Here is a 22,893-nt window from a genome sequence, read left to right on the forward strand (position 1 = left end):
GAACCCGTCCCCGTCGTTCGCGGGCGGAACCGCGACCTTCTTTTCTTCCGACACGAACGGGAACCCATGGACGAGTCTCGCCGAGCGTTCCTCGACGACCTGCTCGCGACGCCGAGCCCATCGGGGTTCGAGACGGCGGCCCAGCGCGTCTGGATCGACTACGTCTCGGCGTTCGCCGACGACGTCACCACCGACGCGTACGGCAACGCCGTCGCGGTCCACGAGGGCGATCCGGACGCGCCGACGGTCGCCCTGGCCGGCCACGCCGACGAGATCGGATTCATCGTCCGGGACGTCCTCGAGGAGGGTTTCCTCCGGATCGCGCCGGTCGGCGGCTCCGACCGCACCGTCTCGAAGGGCCAGCACGTGACGGTCCACGCCGACGAGCCCGTCCAGGGCGTCATCGGACAGACCGCGATCCACCTCCGGGACCCCGCTGACGACGAGTACGAGGCGATCGAGGGGCAGTTCGTCGACGTGGGAGCGACCGACGTCGAGGAGGCTCGCGAACACGTCTCGGTCGGCGACCCGGTCACCTTCTCGAGCGGGGTCGAGGAGCTCGTCGGCTCCCGGATCGCCGCCCGCGGGATCGACGACCGGACCGGGATCTGGGTCGCCGCCGAGGCGCTGCGCCGCGCCGCCGCGGCCGACGTCGACGCCACCGTCTACGCGGTCTCGACCGTCCAGGAGGAGGTGGGACTCCAGGGCGCGCGAATGGTCGGGTACGACCTCGCGGCGGTCGACGCCTTCGTCGCCGTCGACGTGACCCACGCGACGGACAATCCCGACGTGGACCCCGAACACCGCGGACCCGTCGAACTCGGGTCCGGCCCGGTCGTCGCCCGCGGCAGCGCGAACCACCCGGTCCTCGTCGACCTCGCGCGTGACGCCGCGGACGACGCCGGCATCGACGTCCAGTTCCAGGCGGCCGGGACGCGGACCGGCACGGACGCCGACGCGTTCTACACCGCCCGCGGCGGGGTCCCGTCGCTCACCGTCTCCATCCCGAACCGGTACATGCACACGCCCGTCGAGGTCGTCGACCTCGAGGACCTGGATCGCGTCGCCGACCTGCTCGCGGCCGTCGCCGACGCGGCCGAGGGCGTCGACTCGTTCGCGGTCGATCTCTGAGGGCGCAAGCGGCGTGATCGGCCGTCTCGATCGCGACAAACCGAGACACGGCGGGGTCGAAACGGAACTGTTTTACTGTGGAACTCCCTACCCGAAATTGCGACGGAACGCGGACGCACGCTCTGGTGGTGTAGTCCGGCCAATCATCTTGCCCTCTCACGGCAAGGACCAGGGTTCAAATCCCTGCCGGAGCATCCAACCCCGTCGCGTTTTCCCGATACAGCCACGAACCAGCAGCGACGGCTCGACGCGTTCGACGACCCGAAACCGTCGCCCTCCGGGGAGTTTATTGTGCCTGCCCGTTATGTTCGGATAATTGATGTCCCGACCGTCCGTTTCTCGACGGGACGCGCTTCGACTGATGACGACGACCGTCGCGGGCGGAGCGTTGGCGTCCGCCGGGACCGTGGCTCCGGTCACAGCGCAGGAATCGACCGATCTCGACGGGTTCTCGTGGCCGACGTTGAACGGTGGACGGCGGCTCGCCGGCGCGACGGCCATCGAGGGTATCGAGTCGACCTCCGAGTCGGCGTACTCGCTCGGCGGAAACGACCGGACGACGGTGCCGGTCGTCGACGACGGGACGGCGTACGCGGGCAGCGACGGCGACCTCGTCGCCGCCGACCTGGCGTCCGGTGCCGGCGAATGGGCGTTCAGGGGCGAGGAACCGTTCATGGCTTCGCCGGCGGTCGGCGCGGAGTCGGTCATCGCGGTCACGACCGAGGGGACGGTTCTGGCGGTCGATCGGGACACCGGCGAGGAGCGGTGGTCGCTCGGCGTGAGCGGCCAACCGGGCGCGCCGACGATCCGTGACGAGACCGCGTACGTGGCCGACTCGGAGGGGACGGTGTACGCGTTCGCGACGTCGTCCGGCGAACTGGAGTGGTCGAAGGCGCTGGACGCGCGGTTCGATACCGACGGGAACAACGCCCCGGGGCTGTTGCTCCCGGCGGTCGCCGTGGGCGAGGAGTCGCTGTACGTCAACGTTCCCGACTCGCAGGCACCCCCTTCACGCCTGGTCGCGCTCTCGTTCGAGGGCGAGGTCGAATGGGAGTACTCGATCGAAGCCAGCGTCCTGTCGCCGCCGGCGGTCACGGAGGGCGGGGTGGTCGTGAAGACGCAGAAACACCTTCGGCTCGTGTCGTCGACCGGCGGCGTCGAGCAGTGGGCCGTCGACCTCCGCGGAGAGGCACATCACCCGCTGGCGGCCGGAAACGGCCTCGTCGCGGTCGTCGACGACGACCCGTTCGAGGCCCTTCGCTGTAACGCGTACGACCTCGAGACCGGCGAGCTCCGGTGGCGGTACTCGCTGGAGGAGGGTCGGCGAAGCGGAGGCGCGACGATCGCCGGCGGGATGGTGTACTTCGTGGCGACGACGGGCTCGCGAAGCGGGACGGTCGTCGGAGTCGGCCTGGAGGACGGCCTCGAACGGTTCTCGATCGACGTGGACAACCCGGCTATCGGGTACGGGCCCGTGCCGGTTCCCGACGGCATCTTCGTTCCCGACGGCACGTCCTCACGGCTGGTCACCACGGAGGCGTTCGACGGCCGCTCCGCCGAGGAGACGGACTCGACGTCGGAGGAGACGTCCGAGGAGACGTCCACGGAGGACGGCGGGTCCGACGGCGGATCGACGGCCGCGGACGACGACGGCGGCGGTTCGATAACTGATGAGGAGTCCTCGGCCACCGACGAGTCGGGAGCGACCACCGACGACTCCGGTTGGAACCTCCCGTCCCTGTCCGTGATAGAGAGCGTCATCGTGATCACGACGTCGCTCGCGAGCGCGCTGTACGGCGCGATCCGCGTCGCCGCGCGCTCCGAGAAGTGACCGTATCGCACGTCGTGGCCGGCGCGCTCGGTCTCACCCGTTCGTCGCCGTCCCGTCGAGTACCGTCCGGTCGAACACCGTCTCGTCGCCGTGTCGAACGATGATCCGGTCAGGGACCGGCGCGTCGACGAACGCGACGTCGACCTCGTAGGGATGGGCCTCGCCGACGTCCGGACACGCCTCTCCCTCCCAGTCGGGGTCGTCCTCCGTCGTCAGCCGCAACAGGAGTCGGGCGGGCGTCAGGTCGGCCTCGAGGAGGGTGACGCGGTAACACTCCCGTGCGCCGTCGAGCAACCGTCCCCTGACGACGAGGCGCGGCGGGTCGGCCTGGAGCGCTCGATGGAGTTCGGCGGCGTCCCGTGGACTCCCCACCTCGGGATCGAACCCGCCGGCGTGCTCGCGGCGGAGGGTCACTTCCGCTCCATCGACCGCCTCGGGGATCTCGCTCCACGGAGGCGTCGGACAACCGGCGAGCGGAACGGTCGCCGCGACCGCGAGGAGGGCTCTGCGTCGCATGCGCGGAGGACGGCGAGAATCGACCAAGTGTCTTGTGTGCGATCGAGCGTGTCGGCGTCGGAAGCGACCCGGCGTCGAACCCGATCCACCGCCGGGACGACCGAGTCGCCGCTCAGTCGTCGTCGGGTCCGACCGCGTCGTCCGGTCTGAAGTCGTCATCCGGCCTGAAGCCGTCGTCCGGCCTGAAGTCGTCGGCCGGTCTGAACCCGTCGTCGCGCTCCTCCGACCGGAACGCGTCGTCGCCGCCGTCGGTCTCGACGGCGGAACTCGAATGACCGTCGGATCCCGGCGTTGCGGCCGATCCGGCCGAGTCGTCCGCGTCGCCGAGGGAGGAACCGCCGGCGTCGCCCGCCACGTCGGTCTCGAGCTCGAAGCCGTCCTCCCGCTCCTCGCGGGCCTCGAACTCCTCGGCCAGAGTTCTGAGCTCGTCGGCGCGCGTCGAGAGCGACTCCGCGCTCGTCGAGATCTGTGCGAGCGCCGCGGTCTGTTCCTCGGCCGCGGCCGAGACGTTCTGTGCCTCGCTCGCCGTCTCGACGCTCACCTCGGCGACCTCGTCGATCATCGAGACCGCCTCCTGCGTGGAGTCCGCCTGGTCGTCGGTCGCGTCGTTGATCGACTGGATCCCGGCGTTGACGTCGGAGACGTCCTCCACTATCGTCTCCAGCGTGTCGACCGTCTCGTCGACCACGCCGCGACCCTGCTCGACGTCGTCCTCCATCGCGAACATGTCGTCCGCCACGGAGTGAGTCGACTCCTCGACGCCCTCGATCAGGGACTCGACCTCCGTCGTCGCCTCCGCGGTCTCCTCGGCGAGCTCTTTCACCTCGCGGGCGACGACGGCGAACCCTTCGCCGGCCTCGCCGGCTCGCGCGGCCTCGATCGACGCGTTGAGCGCGAGGATGTTGGTCTGCTCGGCGATGTCGTCGATCAGCCCCACCACCTCGCCGATCCGCTCGACCTCGTCGCGAAGCGCCGTCATCTCCTCGACGGTACTGCCCATCTCCGACTCGATCCGGTCCATGTGGTCGATCGCCTCGTTCGCCTTCTCGCGGCCCTCCTCGCCGGCGGTCGCCGTCTCCGCCGACCGTCCGGCCAGCTCGTCGGTCGAGGAGGCGATCTCCTCGACGGTCGCCGAGAGGTCGTTGAGCTCGGCGGCCGCGGTCGAGAGGTGTTGCTCCTGTCGTTCGGTGCCGACGGAGATCTCCTCGACGCTCTCGGCGACGTCGACGCTCGTCGACTCCACCTCCTCGCTGGAGGCGGTCACCTCGGAGCTCTGGTCGCCCACGGCCTCGGCGGCGTCCTGGATGGCGACGACGAGCGCCTCCATCCGGTCGAGCATCCCGTTCAGCGACTCGGCGATATCGGCCATCGCCTCGCTCTCGCTTTCGGGATCGAGCCGACGAGTGAGGTCGCCCTCGGCGATCGCGTCGATCGTCTCGCCGTAGTCGTCCGCCTTCGTCTCGAGGTGCGCCGAGAACGCCTCCGCCTCCTCGCGGGTGGCGGCGGCCTCCTCGGCGGACTCCTCGGCGGCCGCGATCTGCTCGCGCAGCGTCCGACGGATGCGGTCGATGAGCCCGGACAGTTCGCCGAACTCGTCGACGCGCGATCGGTCGATGTCGACCTCGAGGTCGCCCGACTCGATCGCCCGGGCGTACCCACGAAGCTCGTCGACGGAGCGGTTCACGTCCCTCGAGATCAGGATCCCCACGGCGAGGAGTCCGAGTATCGCGATCCCGATCAGCAACAGGACGCTCCGGGTCACGTCGTCGACGGTGCCGTACACCGCCCGTTCGGGTGCCGCGACGACGACGGCCCACGGCTTCCCGTCGACCGGGACGGTGGCCGCGACGAGCCGGTTCGCGTCGACGACGTCCTGTTCCGCGTCGGACACCTCGTCGACCCGCGACTCGGTCACGTCCGACCGCAGGTGTGGAAGCTCCTCGACGAGGAAGTAGTCGTTCAGGATCGCGTCTCCGTCGGCGGCGAGCGCGACCCGGCCGGTCCGCGTCGAGACGGTCTCTACGTTCCCGCCCTCGACCGGGGACGTCAACAGCGCTCCTCGCTGTGAGAGGTCGGCGGTGACCACGATCGCCTTGTCCGTATCGGTGGTGACCGGGCTGACGAAGCCGATGCGCTTCTCGCCCTCGACGGCGTAGGGTTCGAACGAGCGAGCGTCCTCGTGACTCTCGAACGCGCTGGAGTCCACCGCCCACGGTCGATCGGCGATCGTGTGTATCGTTCCCTCCTTCATCGGCGAGGTACTCACCACTATCGCGTCGGTCGAGAGGTCGTAATAGTGGACGTCGACCACGTACTCGGGGAGGGCCCGTTCGTTGTTTCGGAGTTCTTGTCGGATGGTGTGCTGGTTCGACGTTCGGATCCGACGGGACGACGAGATCCGCTCCGCGTGTCCCTCCCCTTCGTCGATGAATCCCTCGATCCCCTCCGCCTCGCGGTCGGCAGAGGAGATCAGCGTGTTCTGCGCGTCGGATTCGACGCTGGCTTGAACCTGATCGAACGTCAGCACGCCGGCACCGAGCAACACCGCCGAGACGACCAGTATCGCGCCCGAGATCTTGAAGAAGTAGCGGCCACGAAGCCGATCGTAGAGACGTCGGAGGACGCCCGATCCGTCGTCAGTAGGCATTGTTACGCCGTTTTTCCGACTGGGTGATAAAGCCACTCAGCCAGTTATTGGTACTGATACTTGGGGTGGACCGGCAGGTTCGATCGCCGGGCGAGCCCCGTGCCACCGCGTCCCGGTTTTCGTAACCACTATCCCCGCCCTCGCCGAACCTGCGGGCATGGACTGGCCACACGACCCCGACGGCGAACAGGGGAGCGAGGGCATGCGGCAGTACGGCCACGCGGTGCTCGCGAAGAAGATCGACGAGGAGGAGGACTTCCCGCTCTCGGCGGCCGACTACGTCGAGGAGTACGGCGACCACCCGATCCGGATCGACTACGAGACGGTCGTCTCCGTCGAGGAGATCTTCGAGGGCGTCGAGAAGGAGGAGTTCGCGGACTTCGTCGAGTTCCACCAGGAGCTCGGCCGAGCGATGCGCGAGAACGGCTACTGGTTCTACGAGGGCGCGGATCGGTTCGTCGGCGGATCGGCGTAGTTCGCCGACGGGTACGCCGATCGACGATTCGGCTCGATCGAGCGATCCGGCTCCGTCCCATTTAAGCCGCCCCGGAGTGACCGACTCGCCATGAGTAGCGAACGGATAGTCGTTCTCGCCCACGAGAAGTTCCCGGACGAAGCGAAGACCGCGCTCGGCGTGATGCGGTACGGCGACCAGACGGTCGAGGCCGTCCTCGACCGCGACCGCGCCGGCGACCGCGTCGCCGATCACGAGCCCGACCTCGCCGACGCGCCGATCGTCGACTCCTTCGAGGAGGCGCTCGCCGCGGCCGAGGGCGGCGTCGACGCGCTCTACATCGGTATCGCGCCGATCGGCGGCGGCTTCGACGAGACCTGGCGCGACGACGTTCGCGCCGCGATCGCGGCGGGCTGTGACGTCGTCAGCGGGCTCCACTACTTCCTTAACGAGGACGAGGAGTTCGTCGATCTGGCGGCCGAACACGGCGTCGAACTCCGCGACGTTCGAAAGCCTCCCGAGGACCTCGGCGTCGCGACCGGCCGCTCCGACGACGTCGACGCCGACGTGGTGCTCACGGTCGGAACCGACTGCTCGGTGGGGAAGATGACCGCCTCCCTGGAGATCGTCGAGGCCGCCCGCGACCGCGGTATCGACGCCGCGCTCGTTCCCACCGGCCAGACGGGAATCATGATCGCCGGCTGGGGGAACCCGATCGATCGCGTGGTATCCGACTTCACCGCCGGCGCGGTCGAGGAGATGCTCCTCGAGATCGGCGACGACCACGACCTGCTCGTCGTCGAGGGCCAGGGGACCATCATCCACCCCGCCTACTCGGCGGTCACCTGCGGGATCCTCCACGGGTCGATGGCCGACGGGCTCGTGCTCTGTCACGCCGCCGGCCGCGAGTCGATCCACGGCTACGAGGGGTTCGATCTCCCGCCGTTTTCCGACTACGTCGACCTCTACGAGGACCTCTCCGAGCCGGTCCACGAGACCTCCGTCGTCGCCGGCGCGGTCAACACGAAGGACGTCGGCGACGACGACGAGGCGGCCGACGTGGTCGACGCGTTCGGCGAGGAGGTGGGCGTTCCGGCCGCCGACCCGGTCCGCCACGGGGCCGACCGGATCGTCGACGGGATCGTCGACGAGGTGCTCGAGGGATGAGCCTCGAGGCCGGCTTCGAACGGGTCGCGATGGAGCTCGACGAGCCGTTCACGATCGCCCGGAGCACCCAAACGGAGGCCGAGAACCTGATCGTCCGCGTGACCGACGACGACGGGACGACGGGGATCGGCGGCGCGGCCCCCGCGAGACACTACGGCGAGACAGCCGACACCGTCGCCGCGGTGCTCCCGGAGCTGCTCGACGTCGTCGAGGACGTGGGCGACCCGCACGCGCTGACGACGATCGAAGGGCGAATGAAGGAGGTCGTCCGCGACAATCCGGCCGCCCGCTGTGCGGTCTCGATCGCGCTCCACGACCTGGCCGCGAAGCGGCTCGACGTTCCCCTGTACAGGCTGTGGGGGCTCGAGGCCTCGTCGACGCCGGACTCCTCCTTCACGATCGGGATCGATTCGGTCGAGCGGATGCGCGAGAAGACGGCCGACGCGGCCGACGCGGGCTACCCGATCCTGAAGGTGAAACTCGGCGGCGACCGCGACCGCGAGATCGTCGAGACGGTCCGGGAGGCCGCGCCCGACGCGACGATCCGCGTCGACGCCAACGAGGCGTGGACGCCCCGCGAGACCGTCGCGAAGAGCGAGTGGCTCGCGGAGCTGGGCGTGGAGTTCATCGAGCAGCCGGTTCCGGCCGAGGACCCCGAGGGACTGAAGTTCGCCTACGAGCGCTCGGCGCTGCCGATCGCGGCCGACGAGTCCTGCGTCACCGCCGCGGATATTCCCGCGATCGCCGACCGGTGTGACATCGCGAACCTCAAGCTGATGAAGACGGGCGGACTGCTCGAGGCGCGGCGGGCGATCGCGACCGCGCGCTCGCACGGCCTCGAGGTCATGCTCGGCTGTATGGTCGAGTCGAACGCCTCGATCGCGGCCGCGACCCACCTCGCGCCGCTCCTGGATTACGCCGACCTCGACGGCTCGCTGCTGCTCGCCGAGGACCCCTTCGACGGCCCGGACCTCGCGAGCGGCGTGATCCCGCTCTCGGACGCCGATCGTGCCGGAACCGGCGCGGTCAGGCGGTAGCTCCGAGGCCACCGTCCCCGCGCTCCGGACCGCCGACTACCGCAGGAACTCGACCGCGGCCCCCTGTCCGAACCCGACACACAGCGTCGCGAGCCCGCGCTCCGCGTCCCGCTTCTCCATCTCGTGGAGCAGCGTGACGGGCAGCCGCGCGCCGGAGGCCCCGAGCGGGTGGCCGATCGCGATCGCGCCGCCGTTGACGTTGTAGACGTCCTCGTCGATCCCGAGCTCGCGGCGGGCGTACTCACACTGGGAGGCGAACGCCTCGTTGAGCTCGACGAGGTCGTAGTCGTCGATCGTCGTCCCGGCGCGGTCGAGCAGATCCCGGGTGGCGGGGACCGGCCCGATCCCCATCACGGTCGGGTCGACGCCGGCGACCGCGTTCGTCCCCACCTCCGCGAGCACGTCCAGCCCGTGGTCCTCGGCGAACGCCCGGCTCGTGACGACCGTCAGCGCCGCGCCGTCGGAGATCTGCGAGGCGTTCCCGGCGGTGACGGTCCCGTCGCCGGTGAACGCCGGAGACAGCTCGGCGAGCGTTTCGGGGGTCGTGTCGGGGCGGATCCCCTCGTCCTCGTCGACGAGCCCGTCCGCGGTCTCGACGGGGACGATCTCGTCGTCGAAGCGGCCCGAATCGGTCGCCTCCGCGGCGCGACGGTGGCTCCGGGCGGCGTACTCGTCCTGCGCCTCCCGGCTCACGTCGTACTCCTCCGCGACCTTCTCGGCGGTCATCCCCATCTGGAGCTGGAAGACGTTGTACCGCTCGGAGAGCTCCGGATGGAGATGCTGGTAGGAGTCGCCGTCCATCGGGACGCGGCTCATGTTCTCGACGCCGCCGGCGATCACGCAGTCGCGGTTGCCCGCGGTGACCGCGTCGGCCGCGGAAATGATCGCCTGCATCGAGGAGGCACACCAGCGGTTGATCGAGGTCGCCGGCACCGACTCGCCGAGCTCCGAGAGCAGCGCGATCACCCGGGCCACGTTGTTGTCCTGTTCGGTCCGCTGCTGGGCGACCCCCCACATCAGGTCGTCGACGTGGTCGCTCGAGAGCCCCGTCTCCGCGAGCGCGTGGTCGACGAGCCGCGTCGAGAGGTCCTCGCTCCGGACGTCCGCGAAGACGCCGCCGTCCCGTCCCTGTGGCGTTCGATACGCGGCCGCGATCACCGGCGTCGTGGCGTCGGTCATGCCGGAACGGAGACCCGTGACGGGCTTAAATGGGCGTGGAACCGTGGAGAATCCTCCCGCAGTTTATCGTTTCATCGATCGGGGGCTTCGAGCAGGCTCTCGCCGGTCATCCCCGCCGGCCGGTCGAGCCCCATGAGCTCCAACGCGGTCGGCGCGACGTCACACAGCGAGCCGCCCGCCCGAACCGTTCGGCCGCCGTCGTCGCCGTCGGGCGTCAGGTAGACGAACGGGACGGGATTGTAGGTGTGTGCGGTGTGGGGGTCCTCGGGCGTTCCCATGTCGTCGGCGTTGCCGTGGTCGGCGGTGACGACCGCGTGGCCGCCGGCGTCGGCGACCGCCTCGAGCAGCCGGGAGAGCTGCGTGTCGACCGCCTCGACCGCCTCGACGGCCGCCTCGAAGTCGCCGGTGTGGCCCACCATGTCCGGGTTCGCGTAGTTCAACACGACCATGTCCGGGTCGTCGGTCCCGATCACGCGGATCGCCTCGTCGGTGAGCTCTCGGGCCGACATCTCCGGTTCGAGGTCGTAGGTCGGCACGTCCGGGCTCTCGACGATCGACCGAAGCTCCCCGGGGAACTCGACCTCCCGACCGCCGTTGAGGAAGTAGGTGACGTGCGGGTACTTCTCCGACTCGGCGATCCGGAGCTGGGTACCGTCGGCCGCGGAGACGACCTCGCCGATCGTGTTCGTCGGGAGCTCGGGCGGGAACGCCACGGGGAACGCGAACGTCTCGTCGTACTCCGTCATGGTCACCAACCCGATCTCGGGTCGGTCAACCTCGAACCCCCACTCCGGTTCGGTCCCGGTGAGCAGTCTGACCAGCTGGCGCGCGCGGTCCGCGCGGAAGTTGAAGAACACGACGGCGTCGCCGTCGGCGAGGGCGGGTTCGCCGGTAACGAGGGTCGGCTCGACGAACTCGTCGGTCTCGCCGCGGGCGTGTGCCTCCCGGGCGGCCGCGACCGCCGACTCGGCCTCGTGGGGTGCATCGCGGTTCACGATCGCGTCGTACGCCCGCCTCGTCCGATCCCAGTTCTCGTCGCGGTCCATCGCGTGATACCGGCCGGCCACGGTCGCGACCGCCCCGGTGCCGCGCTCGGCCGCGTGTTCCTCCACCGACGCGAGGAACTCGTCCGCGATCTCCGGGGCCGTGTCGCGGCCGTCGGTGAACGCGTGGGTCGTCGCGGGCACGCCCGCCTCGGCGGCCGCGTCGATCAGCGCCTCGAGGTGTGAGACGTGCGAGTGGACGCCGCCGTCCGAGACGAGTCCCATGAAGTGGACGCGACCGCCGGTCGCCGCGACGTGCTCGAACGCCGAGGCGATGGCGTCGTTGTCGAGGAACGACCCCTCGGCGAGCGCGTCCGTGATCCGGGTGTACGCCTGCTTGACGACTCGACCCGCGCCGATGTTGAGGTGGCCGACCTCCGAGTTGCCCATCTGCCCGTCGGGGAGCCCCACGCGCCGACCGTGAACGACGAGCGACCCGTACGCCCCCCGTTCGGCCGCGGCGTCGAACGTCGGGGTGTCGGCGGTCGCGACCGCGTCACGTCCCTGCGAGTCCGGGACGTGGGGGTCGACCGGTTCGAGCCCGGTCCGGTGTGGCGAGTCGCGGCCGAGACCCCAACCGTCGAGTACGACGAGTGCTGTCCGCATACCTCATCCACCCCGCCGCGCGGTAATTACCCTTCGCTCCGGACGCGGTGACGCCCCACGACGCCCCACGACGACCCGCGACGACCCGCGACGCCCCACGACGGCTCCTTCGGGTCGGAGTCCGTCGTTCGGGGCGGCTCGGCCCGTCGCTATCGGCCGATCGCGGGAAGCCAACCTTTTGTCCGTCCGACGCTAACCACACGTTAATGGACTCCGCGGTACTGCTCGATCTCCTCGGGAACGAGAACCGGCGACGCATCCTCCGACTGCTCGCCGAGAAACCCTGCTACGTCACGGAGATCTCGGAGTACCTCGGCGTGAGCCCGAAGGCCGTCATCGACCACCTCCGCAAGCTGGAGGAGGCCGGGCTGATCGAATCGACCACCGACGACCAACGGCGGAAGTACTTCCGTATCACCCGGAGCCTGCGGCTCGAGGTGAGCGTCTCTCCCTACGGATTCGGCGCGAAGAGCGCGTACCCCGCCAGCAAGGGTCTCGACATGTCCGGACGGTGTCCGCACCTCTCGATCGAGGTCCCCGACGGCGGCGAGGGCACGGACGAGATCGCCGACCTCGCCGCCGAGTACGGGCGGCTCCGCGAGCTCGACCGGGAGCTGTCGGTCGCCAAGCGGTGGGTCCACGGCCGCGTCGAGGACGCGCTCGCGGAGATAGACGAGCGGCTCGGCACCGAGGCGGACAGCCGGTTTTACGCCGCCGTGCTCGCCGCCCTGGCGGAGACCGACGGCTCCGTCGAGGCCGTCGTCGAGGAGGTCGGCGCGCCCGAGAACGCCGTCGTCGACGCCCTTCGGCGGCTCGCCGACGTCGGCGTCGTCACCCGTGACGGCGAGCGGTTCCGGATACGGTGAGTTCGCCGCCGACCGTCCCCGACGGTCGACTTCGTCGTCATGGGGACCCGTTCCGGCAGCCGGCGGCGGCGGCCGCTTTCGGAAGCTTTTGGCGGGGCGACTACCCACCTCCGACGTGAGCCGCTACCGTAACCTCTCGTTGTTCCTCCTCCTCGCCGCCGTGTGGGGCTCGGCGTTCATGGCGATAAACGCCGGGCTGGCGTACTTCCCGCCCGTGCTGTTCGCCGCCGTTCGGTACGACGTCGCCGGCGTGGTGATGCTCGCCTACGCGGCGTACGTCGTCGACGACCCGATCCCCCGCGGTCGCGGCGAGTGGAAGCTCGTCGCCGTCGGCGCGGTGCTCCTCATCGCGGCCTACCACGCCTTCCTGTTCGTCGGCCAGACGGACCCCGAGGTGACGAGCGCGGTCGCGTCCGTCACCGTCGGTCTCTCGCCGGTGTTGACGACGGTGTTCGCGCGGGCGTTCCTCCCCTCCGAACGCCTGACGGTTCTCGGCGTCCTCGGCCTCCTGATCGGGCTCGCCGGCGCGGGCGTGCTGGCCGCGCCCGACCCCTCGAACCTCGCCGCGGGCGGGACCGTCGCGAAGTTCCTCGTGTTCCTCGCGGCCGCGTCGTTCGCGCTCGGGTCGGTGCTCACCCGCGCGCTCGACGTGGGAATGGAGATAGAGACCATGGAGGCGTGGTCGATGCTGTTCGGCGCGGCGATCATGCACGTCGTCGCGTTCGGGCTCGGCGAGTCGGTGGCCGAGGTGGTCTGGACGACCGAGGCGCTGCTCGCGCTCGGCTACCTCGCGGTGGTCGCCAGCGGTTTCGGCTACCTCGTCTACTTCCACCTGCTCGACCGGGTCGGGCCGATCGAGATCAACCTCGTCTCCTACGTCGCGCCCGTGTTCGCGGCGCTCTCCGGCTGGCTCGTGTTGAACGAGGGGCTCACCCCGAACACGGTCGCCGGCTTCCTGCTCATCTGTTGCGGGTTCGCGCTCGTCAAGCGCGCGGCGATCCGCGAGGAGCTCCGGCGGCGGGGCGTGGGAGCGTAGTCCCGTCGAGCGTCAGGTCGGCGAACCGTTCCGACCCAGCAGGCCTTTGTCGCGTCCACACGAGTCGCCGGTATGAACCGACAGGAGATCGCCGCCCGGATCGACCACACCGTGCTCGGCCCGACGACGACGTTCGAGGACGTCGAACGCGTCCTCAGGGAGGCCGACACGCACGGGATGAACGTCTGTATTCCGCCGTGTTACCTCACGGAGGCGAGCGAGCACGACGCGACCCCGGACACGGTCGCGACCGTCGTGGGGTTCCCGCACGGCCAGTCGTCGATGGGCACCAAACGCGACGAGGCCGTCAACGCCTGGAACGACGGGGCCGACGAGATCGACCTCGTGATCAACGTCGGCCGGCTGAAGGCCGGCGAGGACGACGCGGTCGCGGCGGAACTCGCCGAGGTCGTCGCGGCCGTCCCGGTCCCGGTGAAGGTCATCATCGAGACCGCGCTCCTGACCGACGCCGAGAAACGCCGGGCCTGCGAGGCCGCCGTCGACGCCGACGCCGACATGGTGAAGACGTCGACCGGCTTCGCCGACGGCGGCGCGACGGTCCCCGACGTGACGTTGATGAGCGAGTATCTCCCGGTGAAGGCCTCCGGCGGCGTCGGCTCCTACGAGGAGGCGATGGCGATGTTCGACGCCGGCGCGGAGCGGATCGGCGCCTCCTCGGGGGTCGCGATCGTCGAGGGCGCGCCGGAGTGAACGAGAGGGTAGGAGGGGATTAGCGGTCGTCGCGAGCGTTCTCGTCGCTGCGGGCGTTCTCGTCGCCGTTCCCGGACGCCTCCTCACCCTCGGACGCCTCTTCGACCGCGGGCGTGTTCGGCTCGGACTCCACGCCGACCTCCGCGTACGAGTCGGCGCGGTCGCGGGAGCCGGACCCGAACAGCCGGTCGAAAAGGCCGCGGTCGTGGCGCTTCTCCGCGAGCAGCACCGAACACTCGACCTCGTAGAGCACGTCGAGCACGAGCGAGCCGCGGACCAGCCGCGAGAGCAGTCCCTTCTCCGTCGCGCCGATCACGAGCAGGGTCGCGTCGCGGGCGGCCTCGGCGATCCGCGACTCCACGTCGCCGGACTCGACGCGGAGCTCCGCGTCCCCGAGGCCGTTCTCGACCGCCCACGACTCGAGGAAGGCCTCCCCCGCCGCCCGGTCGTCGGCGACGTGAAGCAGCGTGACCTCGGATCCGAACTCGAGCTGGAGCGTCCGGGCGACCGCCGCCGACAGCTCCGAGTCGGGACCGCCCGCGGTCGGGACGAGGATCCGGGAGGCGTCGAACCCGCGATCCCGGAACACGAGGAAGTCACACGGCAGCGAGTGGGCGAGTTCGTCGACCGCCGACTCCGCGCGTCCCGGCGCGCCGTGGGAGTTCTCGCCCCAGCCCATCACCGTCAGGTCCGCGCCGTAGGTCCGCGCGGCGTCGAAGACCTCCTCGAACACGCGGTGTGAGAGGACGACGTGGGTCTCCACGTCGACGCCGAACGTCTCGGCGTCCTCCTTGGCCCGGTCGAGCAGGTCGTGGGCCGCGTCGTGCGCGCCGCGGTCGCGGGCGGCCTCCAGCGACGTCTGGTCCGGCACGTTCGCGATGTTGATCGCGACGACCGTCCCGTCGCGCTGCTTGGCGATCGCGGACGCCAGCGTGATCAGGTGCTCCTCCGTCCGCGGGTTCGCGATCGGCACCATCACCCGGTAGTCGCCGCCGCTGGGTTGGAGGGAGGTCGCGGCCGACACCGCAGCTTCGGGGAGTTCCTCCGAGCGGTCGAGGATCCACGTTCCCAACACGCCGCGAGCTTCGACCTTCGAGCGAGCGTACCCGAAGTACCAGAGGGCGGCGAAGACGACCAACCCGGCCGAGAGCAGGATGATCCGGGGGTTGATGTACGCGATCAGCGCGAACGACGACACCGTGCCGATGAGCGGAACGATCGGGTAGAAGGGCACCTCGAAGTCGGGGTCGTACCCCTCGACCTCGGACTCGCGCATCACGATGAGCGCGAGGTTCAACAGCCCGTAGACGATGAGGTGGAGCACGGACCCCATCGTCGACAGCGACTCGACGCCGCCGGCGACGAGGAACGCGAGAATGAGCCCGCCGGTGAGCGCGATCGACTTGTACGGCGTCCCGAAGCGCTCGTGGATCTCGTTGAGTTTCGGGGTGACGATCTTCTCGCGACCCATCGCGAAGTTGATCCGCGACGACGAGAGGATCGACGCGTTGGCCGAGGACGCGGTCGCGAGCAGGCCGCCGATGAGCAGCATCGCGGCCCCGATCCCGCCGAGCGAGTAGCCGAACACCGCGTAGTTACCGAACAGCAGCCTTGCGGCGTCGACGACGGCGGTCTCGTTGTTCGCGACGAGTTCGTTCGGGACCGCCGCGAGCAACACCACGAGGAACAGCGCGTACACGACGGTGACGATGACGACCGACCCGAGGACCGCGAGCGGGAGGTTCCGTCCGGGGTTCTTGATCTCCTCGGCGACCGAGGTGATCTGGACGAATCCCAGATACGAGACGAAGATGATCCCCGTCACGGGGAGCACCTGGCTCGTCGTGCCCTGCGGCGCGATCGGTCGCAACGACTCCATGTCGGCGTTCAACAGTCCGACGACCGTGAAGACGGCGAGGATGCCCAGAAGCGACATGACGATGACGATCTGGAGCCCGCCCGTCTCCTTCGCGCCGAAGTAGTTGACCGCGATGAAAAGCAACGCGCCGGCGAGCCCGATCACCTGTGCGGCCTCCAGCGTGAGCGGACCGACACCGACCGATCCGAGCCCGACGAGCGCGTTGACGTACTCGCCGAAGCCGTACATGTAGAACGCGGAGGCGAACGCGAGGCCGAGCCAGTTCGCCCAGCCGGCGATCGAACCGAAGAGCGGCCCGAGCGCTCTGTTGACGTAGAAGTACGCGCCGCCGGACTTCGGCATCGCCGTGCCGAGTTCCGAGGCCGAAAGCGCCGTGAACAGCGCGATCACGCCGCCGAGGACGAACGTGGCCGCCGCGAGCGGGCCGGCACGTGCGACCGCGGTGCCGGGCAGCACGAAGATGCCGGCACCGATCATGGTCCCGATACCGATCGTGAGCGCCGCGAGCGGCCCGAGGTCCTTCGCGAGTTCCTCGTCGCCGCTCACGCGCGCCCCTCCGTCGTGACGTCGTCGTCGACGATCGACACGACTGGCTTCGAACACGGGGTCATGGAGTACACTCTCTCGGCAAGGGATTTAGTCGGTTCGTTCATCTTCCGGCGGGCGGACGACGAGCGAGCCGGCGTGCAACGAGCGAGCCGGCGTGGCGTCTCGTGAGGCGTCCCCGCCCGGGAGATCCCGGTCGGTTTTTGCCCGTACACGACGGAAGGAGAACCATGACCATCGACACGGCACGGGTCGAGGAGCTGATCGAGTCGGGGATCCCGGACGCGGTCGCGCGGGTGTCGACCCCGCGGATCCACGACGACGAGGACGAGGACGCCCACTTCGCCGCGGTCGTCGTCTCGCCCGCCTTCGATGGCGAGTCGCTCGTCGACCAGCACCAGCGGGTGTACGACGCCGTCGGCGACCACATGACCCGCTCGGTCCACGCGCTGGAGATCAAGACGTACACGCCCGAGGCGTACGCCGAACACGGCGACGGGAACCTGGACGACGACCTCCGGACGGCCGGACTGCTCCCGGTCGAATAGCGTCGAGCGGGTGCGACCTCCGGGAGGCTTTCGGTCCCGGCGATCGTCGGTCCTCGCATGAGCCCGTCACCCTCCACGCTCGATCGGCTCCGAGACGCCTCCTGGCCGGTCGTGATGCCCTTCGTCCTCCTCTTTCTCGCCGGCGTGTACCGCCGAGCGAGCCGGATCGATCCCGCGTTCGGCCTCGTCGTCGTCGCGTTCCTCGTCATGAACGGCGGGCTCGTCGCGCTCGGCGGATGGGCGGCGGGCCGGGAGCGGGACTGACGTTCGGGCCGGGAGCGGGACTGACTCCGCGGTTCGGGGGCGACGAGGGATCTTCGACCCGGAAGGGAGGACCGGTTCAGCGATCGGTGGCGTCCGCGTCGGCGTCGCCATCACCGTCGTCGTTTTCGTCGCCGTCGCCGCCGATGTCCGCGCTGGCATCGTCGACATCGCCGTCGCCACCGTCGGACGATTCCGCGCCCCGATCGGCCAACCCCGTGAGATGACCGACCTCCGGGAGGATGATCTCCTCGACGCCGAGGCGAACCGCGTTCTCCGAGCCGGGGAGACAACAGACCAGGGTTCCGTCGACGACGCCCGCGGTCGCGCGCGATCCGACCGTTCGCGTGCCGATCTCCTCGGCCGAGAGCCGGCGGAACAGCTCGCCGAAGCCGGGTAACTCCTTCTCGAAGAGCGGGTCGACCGCCTCGGGCGTGACGTCGTCGGGGGTCACGCCCGTGCCGCCGGTCGTCACGATGGCGTCGGTGTCCTCGCGTCGCGCGAGCCGGTCGACGGTCCCCTGAACCCCGTCGAAGTCGTCGTCGACGAGCTCGCGAACCGCGACCTCGTGGCCCGCGTCCTCGAAGGTCTCCACGATCCGGTCGCCGGAGGCGTCCTCGTCCAGTGATCGAGACGAGGAGACCGTGACGACGGCGACTGCGACCGTCGCCGCGTCGTGTGCGTGATGGTCGTGGCCGCCGTGATCGTCGTGGTCGTGGCCGCCGTGATCGTCGTGGTCGTGGCTATCGTGGCCGCCGTGATCGTCGTGGTCGTGGCTATCGTGGCCGCCGTGATCGTCGTGGTCGTGGCTATCGTGGCCGCCGTGACTATCGTCGACGTGACCGTGATGATCGTGATCGTCGTCGCTCATGTACGGCCGTTCGTTCGGGGACGTGAAAACGTCACTCGTCGCGGGCGGGGGCCTCTCAGGGCCAGTCGTCGCGGGAGGCCTCCTCGGATTCCTCGGCCTCCTCCGGCGTCGCGAGGGTCCACCCTGCGGCCTCCGCGGCGTCCTCGACGTCGAGGAACTCCCAGCCGGTCGCCTCGGCGACCGCGGCGTCGTCCTCGTCGACGCCGACGAAGACGTGCCGGTCGGTGTCGAACTGGCTCCTGATGTTCTCCAAGCTCTCCTCGACGCCGCGCGGTCCGGAGAAGAAGTCCTGGCGCACGCGGTGTTTCCGGGTGAAGTTCGTGACGACGTACGTCGGCTTCTCGCTTACGACCCCGACGTACTCCGTCCACTGTCGGGCGCCGCTGAACACCGCGTTCGGGTCGGCGAGTGTCTTCAGCGCCTCGAGTTCGAACCCCAGCGTCATGTCGCTTGATCCGCCGCTGTCCATGCCTCACCTTTCGCGTCGCGGGCGAAAACGACTTCGCTTCTCGCGTGAGTCGCGATCGAGAACTCCGAGCGAGAAACGAACGCGAACGACCGAGGGTCACGGCCGACTCAGCGGGCGCGGATCCGGTAGTAGTCGGTGAACTTCACCACGTCGCCGTCCTCGAGGTCCGCCGACTCCGGCGCGGTCCGCGGCCGCCCCGCCAGCTCGGCGACGGCCGCCTGCGTCGCCTCGTCGAGCTCGTCGTAGTGACGGACCCGCGCGTCGGGTGGCACTCTCCCGGTGCGACGCAGCCGCATCCGTCGTCCCTCGTCTCGGAACGCCATATGGTACTATTTATCATGGTATTTGTTAACTCTTTTGGAGAGGTCGGCGGTCACGGGTCGTCGGCGCGAACGTCGCGGCGCGGCAGCGTGACCGTCACGACGATGCCTCGAGGATCGGCGTCCGCGACCGTCGCCGACCCGCCGGACTGCTGGAGCACCCAATACACGAGCCACAGGCCCAGTCCGCTGCCGTGATACAGCGCGTCGACCGCCCGGCCGGTCTCCAACACGTCGCGGTTCATCCCGTCCAGTCCGGGCCCGTCGTCCGTGACCTCGATCACCACCGTCTCCGCCGTTGTCCCCACGGAGACCTCGACGGACGGCCGGTCCCGGTCGTGATGGACGATGGCGTTGTGGATCAGCTCCTCTATCGCTCGATCGATCCACTCGGTCGCGGACGCGACGGCCTCGCCTTCCGCCGGCGTCGACGCCGAGACCGTCGCCGCGGGGAACTCCGCCGCCGTCGACTCGACGAGCTGGTCGACCGTCTCGCCGACGTCGACCGGCTCCGGCTCCGTCGGGTCGCTCAGCACCTCGGTGATGTGATGGGCCTTCTCGCTCGTCGTCAGGAGTTCGTCGGCACGCGAGACGATGGCGGACGCCGACTCGGCGAGGTCGGCGGCGTCCGCCTCGGTGGTCGTCCCCGCGTCCCGGTCGAGGACCTGTTTCGCTCGACCGCGGATCACGGTCAGGGCGTTCCGGAGGTTGTGTTGTAACACCCGATCGACGACGCGGAGCTGACGGGTCCGGTTCTCGCTGTCGGTCACGTCCCGAAGGACGCCGACGACTCCGGCCGCTTCGACGTTCTCCCCGGAGGCGTCGAGCGGGTAGTAGCGCACGTCGAACGTGCGAATCCCCCGGTCCGGATGGGTCCGCGTCGTCCGGTACTCGATCGAGTGCCCCCGGAGCGCGCGGTCGACGTGGCGTTTCACGTCCGGATACTGCTCGTCGTCGACGACGTCGCCGACCGTGAGCCCGCTCACGTCCGTATCCCCGATCCCGTGGTACGTCCGGTATTGTCGGTTGGCGAATAGGAACCGTCCGTCGTGGTCGACGGCGGCGATCAGGTCCGTCGCGCCGTCGATGGCGTGTTTGAACTGCTCCAGCTCCCGCTCGCGGGCCTTGATGTCGGTCACGTCCCGACAGATCGCGAACGTCCCCGCCAGCTCGCCGTCGGCGTCGTAGTACGGGTACCGCCGCGTGCTGAACGTCGCCTCGCGCCCGCTCCGCTCGAACGTCGGAGTGACCTCGTACTCGGCCGTCTCCTCGGTCTCGAGCACGTCCGTCCGGCGTTCGTCGATCGTCGTCGCCGTCTCGGGATCCATGAACGCGAACTCGTCGTTCCCGTACAACTCCTCCCGCGGGACGCCCGCGAACTCGCTTACGGCCTCGTTGAGCAGTTCGAACTCGCCCTCGAGGTTCTGTAACAGGATGGGCTCCTCCAACTGCTCGACGATGGCACGATACCGTTCCAGTCGTCCCACGGCCGCCTTCCGCTCGGTGATGTCCGTCTGGATCGCGACGAACCGCGTGACGGTTCCCGCCTCGTCGAGGACCGGCGCGATGGTCTGGTGGGCGTGATACAACTCGCCGTTCTTCCGCCGGTCGACGATCTCCTCCTCCCACACCTCGCCCGCGCGGATGGTCTCCCACAGCGACTCGAAGTAGTCGTCGGACATCCTCGCGGAGTTGAGTATCGCCGGCGTCTCGCCGATCGCCTCCTCGGCCTCGTAGCCGGTGTGTTCGGTGAACGCCGGGTTGACGTACTCGATCGTTCCGTCGGGGTCGGTGACGTAGATCGCGTGGCCCGCCTGCTCGACCAGGTTTCGAAACGTCCGTCGCCTGTCGCCCTCGGCGTGCTCCCGAAAGGTGCCGGTGTACACGCTCCCTCCGTCGGCCTCGTGGTCGTGGAACCGAGCCGAGAAGGCGTGGACCTCCCCGTCGACGGACGCGATCGGGATCGTGACGTCGCCCGCTCCGACGAGTCGCTCGGGGTCCCCGAGACGCGCACGGAGCGAACGCGCTCGCCGTTCGGCGGTTTCGTCGGGGATCAGCGACGTGATCCGCCGACCGAGGAGGTCGTCGGGGGCGTACCCGAGCACCGATTCGACCGCCGGGTTCGCGTAGACGACCGCCCCCCCGTCGTCGAGCGAGATCACCGGGTCGGAACTCCCCTCGACGAACGACGCGAGGACCCCGTCGTCGAACGAGTCCGGCCGGTCGTCGGGGGTGTGGCGTGACATTACCGATCCGCAGGTCGTCACGACGTGAAAAGGTACTGCTCCCTTCGAGAAGGTGGGAAGGCGGCGCGGGAGACAGCTTCGGGGGTGACCCCTGACTGCCGTCCGGTCAGTGTTCCGCCGGTCGGTCCTGCTCCGCCGGTCGGCGCTCGGCCGGCCGGTCAGTGCTCCGTCGTCGACGCGGCCAGGTCGTCGACGGAGAAGCCGGGCTCCATCAGAAGCTCCGTCTGACCGCTCACGTCCCGCTTCTCACGCATCAGCTGTTTGAACGCCGACTGCGGCGAGAGGTCGCCGATGAGCACGCCGCCGACGATCCGACCGTCCTTCAGCGCGACGCGACGCCACTCCCCCTCGTCGGTGGTCGCCTCCACCGAGTCGTCGCCGAGCGTCGGATGACCGAACGAGAGGAAGGGGAAGTCGAAGTGCGTGATGGAGTACGAGGAGACCCACTCGAACTCCGCGCTGCCGTACTCGGTCATGTTGCGGGCGGCGATCGTCCCCTGCTCCTTCGCCGACCCCCACGAGCCGTTCTTGGCCTGCTGGCCGAGGACGAGGTCCTCGAAGGTGGTGACGTCGCCGGCGGCGAACACGTTGTCGACGTTCGTCCGCATGTACTCGTCGACGACGATCCCGTCGTCGGTCTCGATGGGCGTCCCCTCGACGATCTCCGTGTTCATGTTCAACCCGATCGCCACGCCCGCGAAGTCGCACTCGTAGCGCTCGCCGTTCGGGTCGACGGCCGCCTCGACGCGCCCGTCGTCGTCGACCTCGAAGCGGTCCACGCCCGAGTCGAACACCGGCTCCACGCCGCGCTCGCGCATCGCCTCGTGCATGATCTCCGCGCCCTCGTTGGAGAGGGCGTACCGCCACCAGGAGTCGCCGCGCATCAGGTACTTCGCCTCCACGTCCTGCGCGCCGCAGATCGCCGCGAAGTCGATGCCGAGCAGTCCCGCGCCGACGATGACGCCCCGCTCGGCGCCCTCGACGCTCTCCTTGATCCGCCGGGCGTCCTGGAACGTCCAGAAGTGGTGGATCCCCTCGGCGTCGGCGTTCTCGACCGGTAGCTGCTGGGGCGTGCCGCCGATCGCCAGGAGCAGCGAGTCGTACTCGACGACCTCGTCCTCGTGGGTTCGGATCGCGTCGTTCTCGACGTCGATGTCGACGACCAGCGTGTTCAACCGGAGGTCGACGTCGTGGTCGTCGTACCACGACTCGTCGTGGATCGAGATCGGCGCTTCGGGGAGTTTCCCCTTCGCGAACTCCTTTATCAGGATCCGGTTGTAGAGGGACTCCCCCTCCTCGGTGATGACCGTGATCTCGGCGTCAGGCGCTTCCTCGCGGAGGGTCTCCGCCGCGGAGGCCCCCGCGATCCCGTCCCCGACGATCACGTACGAATCGCTCATGGGCGGCGTTTCGGATTGGGGGTTAATGTGGATTGTCATCCGCGTTCAGAACCGTGACAGTCCCTCGCTCGCCCCTCGTGACCGTCCCCTCCCTCCGGAATTCGCGTCCCGGAGCGGCCGCGGTCGCCA

20 protein-coding genes and 1 tRNA gene are annotated in these 22,893 nt (G+C 69.4%); 11 read left to right on the top strand and 10 right to left on the bottom strand.

The window, feature by feature from the left end; genetic code table 11:
- The first annotated feature begins 66 nt into the window (after positions 1-66).
- From EAO78_RS02330 to EAO78_RS02340, 3 genes are all read left to right on the top strand, one after another.
- Complete coding sequence (locus EAO78_RS02330) at positions 67-1,131, top strand: M20/M25/M40 family metallo-hydrolase (protein WP_122104521.1); 1,065 nt, start codon at positions 67-69, stop codon at positions 1,129-1,131.
- 119 nt (positions 1,132-1,250) lie between these two features.
- Positions 1,251-1,325, top strand: a tRNA-Glu gene (locus tag EAO78_RS02335).
- A 167-nt stretch (positions 1,326-1,492) separates the two neighbouring features.
- Complete coding sequence (locus tag EAO78_RS02340; protein WP_162498045.1) at positions 1,493-2,962, top strand: outer membrane protein assembly factor BamB family protein; 1,470 nt, start codon at positions 1,493-1,495, stop codon at positions 2,960-2,962.
- A 33-nt stretch (positions 2,963-2,995) separates the two neighbouring features.
- Here EAO78_RS02340 and EAO78_RS02345 read toward each other — a convergent pair whose 3' ends face one another.
- Positions 2,996-3,478 carry a hypothetical protein gene (locus EAO78_RS02345; protein WP_122104258.1) on the bottom strand — a complete coding sequence of 161 codons (483 nt, stop codon included), beginning with the start codon at positions 3,476-3,478 and terminating at the stop codon, positions 2,996-2,998.
- A gap of 112 nt (positions 3,479-3,590) precedes the next feature.
- Positions 3,591-6,125 carry a methyl-accepting chemotaxis protein gene (locus tag EAO78_RS02350; RefSeq protein ID WP_122104259.1) on the bottom strand — a complete coding sequence of 845 codons (2,535 nt, stop codon included), beginning with the start codon at positions 6,123-6,125 and terminating at the stop codon, positions 3,591-3,593.
- Between the two features lie 157 nt (positions 6,126-6,282).
- On the opposite strand from EAO78_RS02350, the gene EAO78_RS02355 reads away from it, so the two are divergent.
- The 3 genes from EAO78_RS02355 (at position 6,283) to EAO78_RS02365 (ending at position 8,783) form a co-directional block, all read left to right on the top strand.
- Positions 6,283-6,600, top strand: coding sequence for a DUF5785 family protein (locus EAO78_RS02355; protein WP_122104260.1), 318 nt, complete (start codon positions 6,283-6,285; stop codon positions 6,598-6,600).
- Positions 6,601-6,690: 90 nt separating this feature from the next.
- The gene (locus EAO78_RS02360) at positions 6,691-7,746 is read left to right on the top strand and encodes a DUF1611 domain-containing protein (protein ID WP_122104261.1); all 1,056 of its coding nucleotides are present in this window, start codon (positions 6,691-6,693) and stop codon (positions 7,744-7,746) included.
- Positions 7,743-8,783 (top strand): dipeptide epimerase, encoded by a 1,041-nt coding sequence (locus EAO78_RS02365; RefSeq protein WP_122104262.1) that lies wholly within the window; start codon positions 7,743-7,745, stop codon positions 8,781-8,783. The genes EAO78_RS02360 and EAO78_RS02365 overlap by 4 nt, the downstream gene beginning before the upstream one ends.
- 36 nt (positions 8,784-8,819) lie before the next feature.
- Here EAO78_RS02365 and EAO78_RS02370 read toward each other — a convergent pair whose 3' ends face one another.
- Both EAO78_RS02370 and gpmI read right to left on the bottom strand, forming a co-directional pair.
- Entirely contained in the window at positions 8,820-9,962 is a 1,143-nt protein-coding gene (locus EAO78_RS02370; protein WP_122104263.1) for a thiolase family protein, read from the bottom strand.
- Positions 9,963-10,033: 71 nt separating this feature from the next.
- Positions 10,034-11,611 (bottom strand): 2,3-bisphosphoglycerate-independent phosphoglycerate mutase, encoded by a 1,578-nt coding sequence (gpmI, locus tag EAO78_RS02375; protein ID WP_122104264.1) that lies wholly within the window; start codon positions 11,609-11,611, stop codon positions 10,034-10,036.
- Between the two features lie 206 nt (positions 11,612-11,817).
- On the opposite strand from gpmI, the gene EAO78_RS02380 reads away from it, so the two are divergent.
- From EAO78_RS02380 to deoC, 3 genes are all read left to right on the top strand, one after another.
- Positions 11,818-12,477: an ArsR/SmtB family transcription factor gene (locus EAO78_RS02380; protein WP_122104265.1), complete on the top strand. Its 660-nt coding sequence runs from the start codon at positions 11,818-11,820 to the stop codon at positions 12,475-12,477.
- A 115-nt stretch (positions 12,478-12,592) separates the two neighbouring features.
- Positions 12,593-13,513: a DMT family transporter gene (locus EAO78_RS02385; RefSeq protein ID WP_122104266.1), complete on the top strand. Its 921-nt coding sequence runs from the start codon at positions 12,593-12,595 to the stop codon at positions 13,511-13,513.
- Between the two features lie 72 nt (positions 13,514-13,585).
- A complete protein-coding gene (gene deoC, locus EAO78_RS02390) occupies positions 13,586-14,224 on the top strand; it encodes a deoxyribose-phosphate aldolase (protein WP_122104267.1) in 639 nt (212 codons plus the stop codon).
- A 19-nt stretch (positions 14,225-14,243) separates the two neighbouring features.
- Here the strand turns inward: deoC and EAO78_RS02395 are convergent, their stop codons facing one another.
- A complete protein-coding gene (locus EAO78_RS02395; protein ID WP_122104268.1) occupies positions 14,244-16,649 on the bottom strand; it encodes an amino acid permease in 2,406 nt (801 codons plus the stop codon).
- Between the two features lie 230 nt (positions 16,650-16,879).
- On the opposite strand from EAO78_RS02395, the gene EAO78_RS02400 reads away from it, so the two are divergent.
- A complete protein-coding gene (locus EAO78_RS02400) occupies positions 16,880-17,197 on the top strand; it encodes a BolA family protein (protein ID WP_122104269.1) in 318 nt (105 codons plus the stop codon).
- Positions 17,198-17,254: 57 nt separating this feature from the next.
- Positions 17,255-17,461, top strand: coding sequence for a hypothetical protein (locus tag EAO78_RS02405; RefSeq protein ID WP_122104270.1), 207 nt, complete (start codon positions 17,255-17,257; stop codon positions 17,459-17,461).
- A gap of 76 nt (positions 17,462-17,537) precedes the next feature.
- On the opposite strand, the gene EAO78_RS02410 is transcribed toward EAO78_RS02405, so the two are convergent.
- The 5 genes from EAO78_RS02410 to EAO78_RS02430 form a co-directional block, all read right to left on the bottom strand.
- Positions 17,538-18,329, bottom strand: a complete 792-nt coding sequence (locus EAO78_RS02410) for a MogA/MoaB family molybdenum cofactor biosynthesis protein (protein ID WP_122104271.1) — start codon at positions 18,327-18,329, stop codon at positions 17,538-17,540.
- A gap of 55 nt (positions 18,330-18,384) precedes the next feature.
- Complete coding sequence (locus tag EAO78_RS02415; RefSeq protein ID WP_122104272.1) at positions 18,385-18,798, bottom strand: DUF7124 domain-containing protein; 414 nt, start codon at positions 18,796-18,798, stop codon at positions 18,385-18,387.
- Positions 18,799-18,905: 107 nt separating this feature from the next.
- Positions 18,906-19,094 carry a hypothetical protein gene (locus EAO78_RS02420; protein WP_122104522.1) on the bottom strand — a complete coding sequence of 63 codons (189 nt, stop codon included), beginning with the start codon at positions 19,092-19,094 and terminating at the stop codon, positions 18,906-18,908.
- A 77-nt stretch (positions 19,095-19,171) separates the two neighbouring features.
- Complete coding sequence (locus EAO78_RS02425; RefSeq protein ID WP_122104273.1) at positions 19,172-21,364, bottom strand: PAS domain S-box protein; 2,193 nt, start codon at positions 21,362-21,364, stop codon at positions 19,172-19,174.
- 158 nt (positions 21,365-21,522) lie between these two features.
- Entirely contained in the window at positions 21,523-22,764 is a 1,242-nt protein-coding gene (locus EAO78_RS02430) for an NAD(P)/FAD-dependent oxidoreductase (protein ID WP_122104274.1), read from the bottom strand.
- Positions 22,765-22,893 lie beyond the last annotated feature (129 nt).

The organism is Halobellus captivus (assembly GCF_003697845.1).
GTDB classification, from domain to species: Archaea; Halobacteriota; Halobacteria; order Halobacteriales; family Haloferacaceae; genus Halorubrum; species Halorubrum glutamatedens.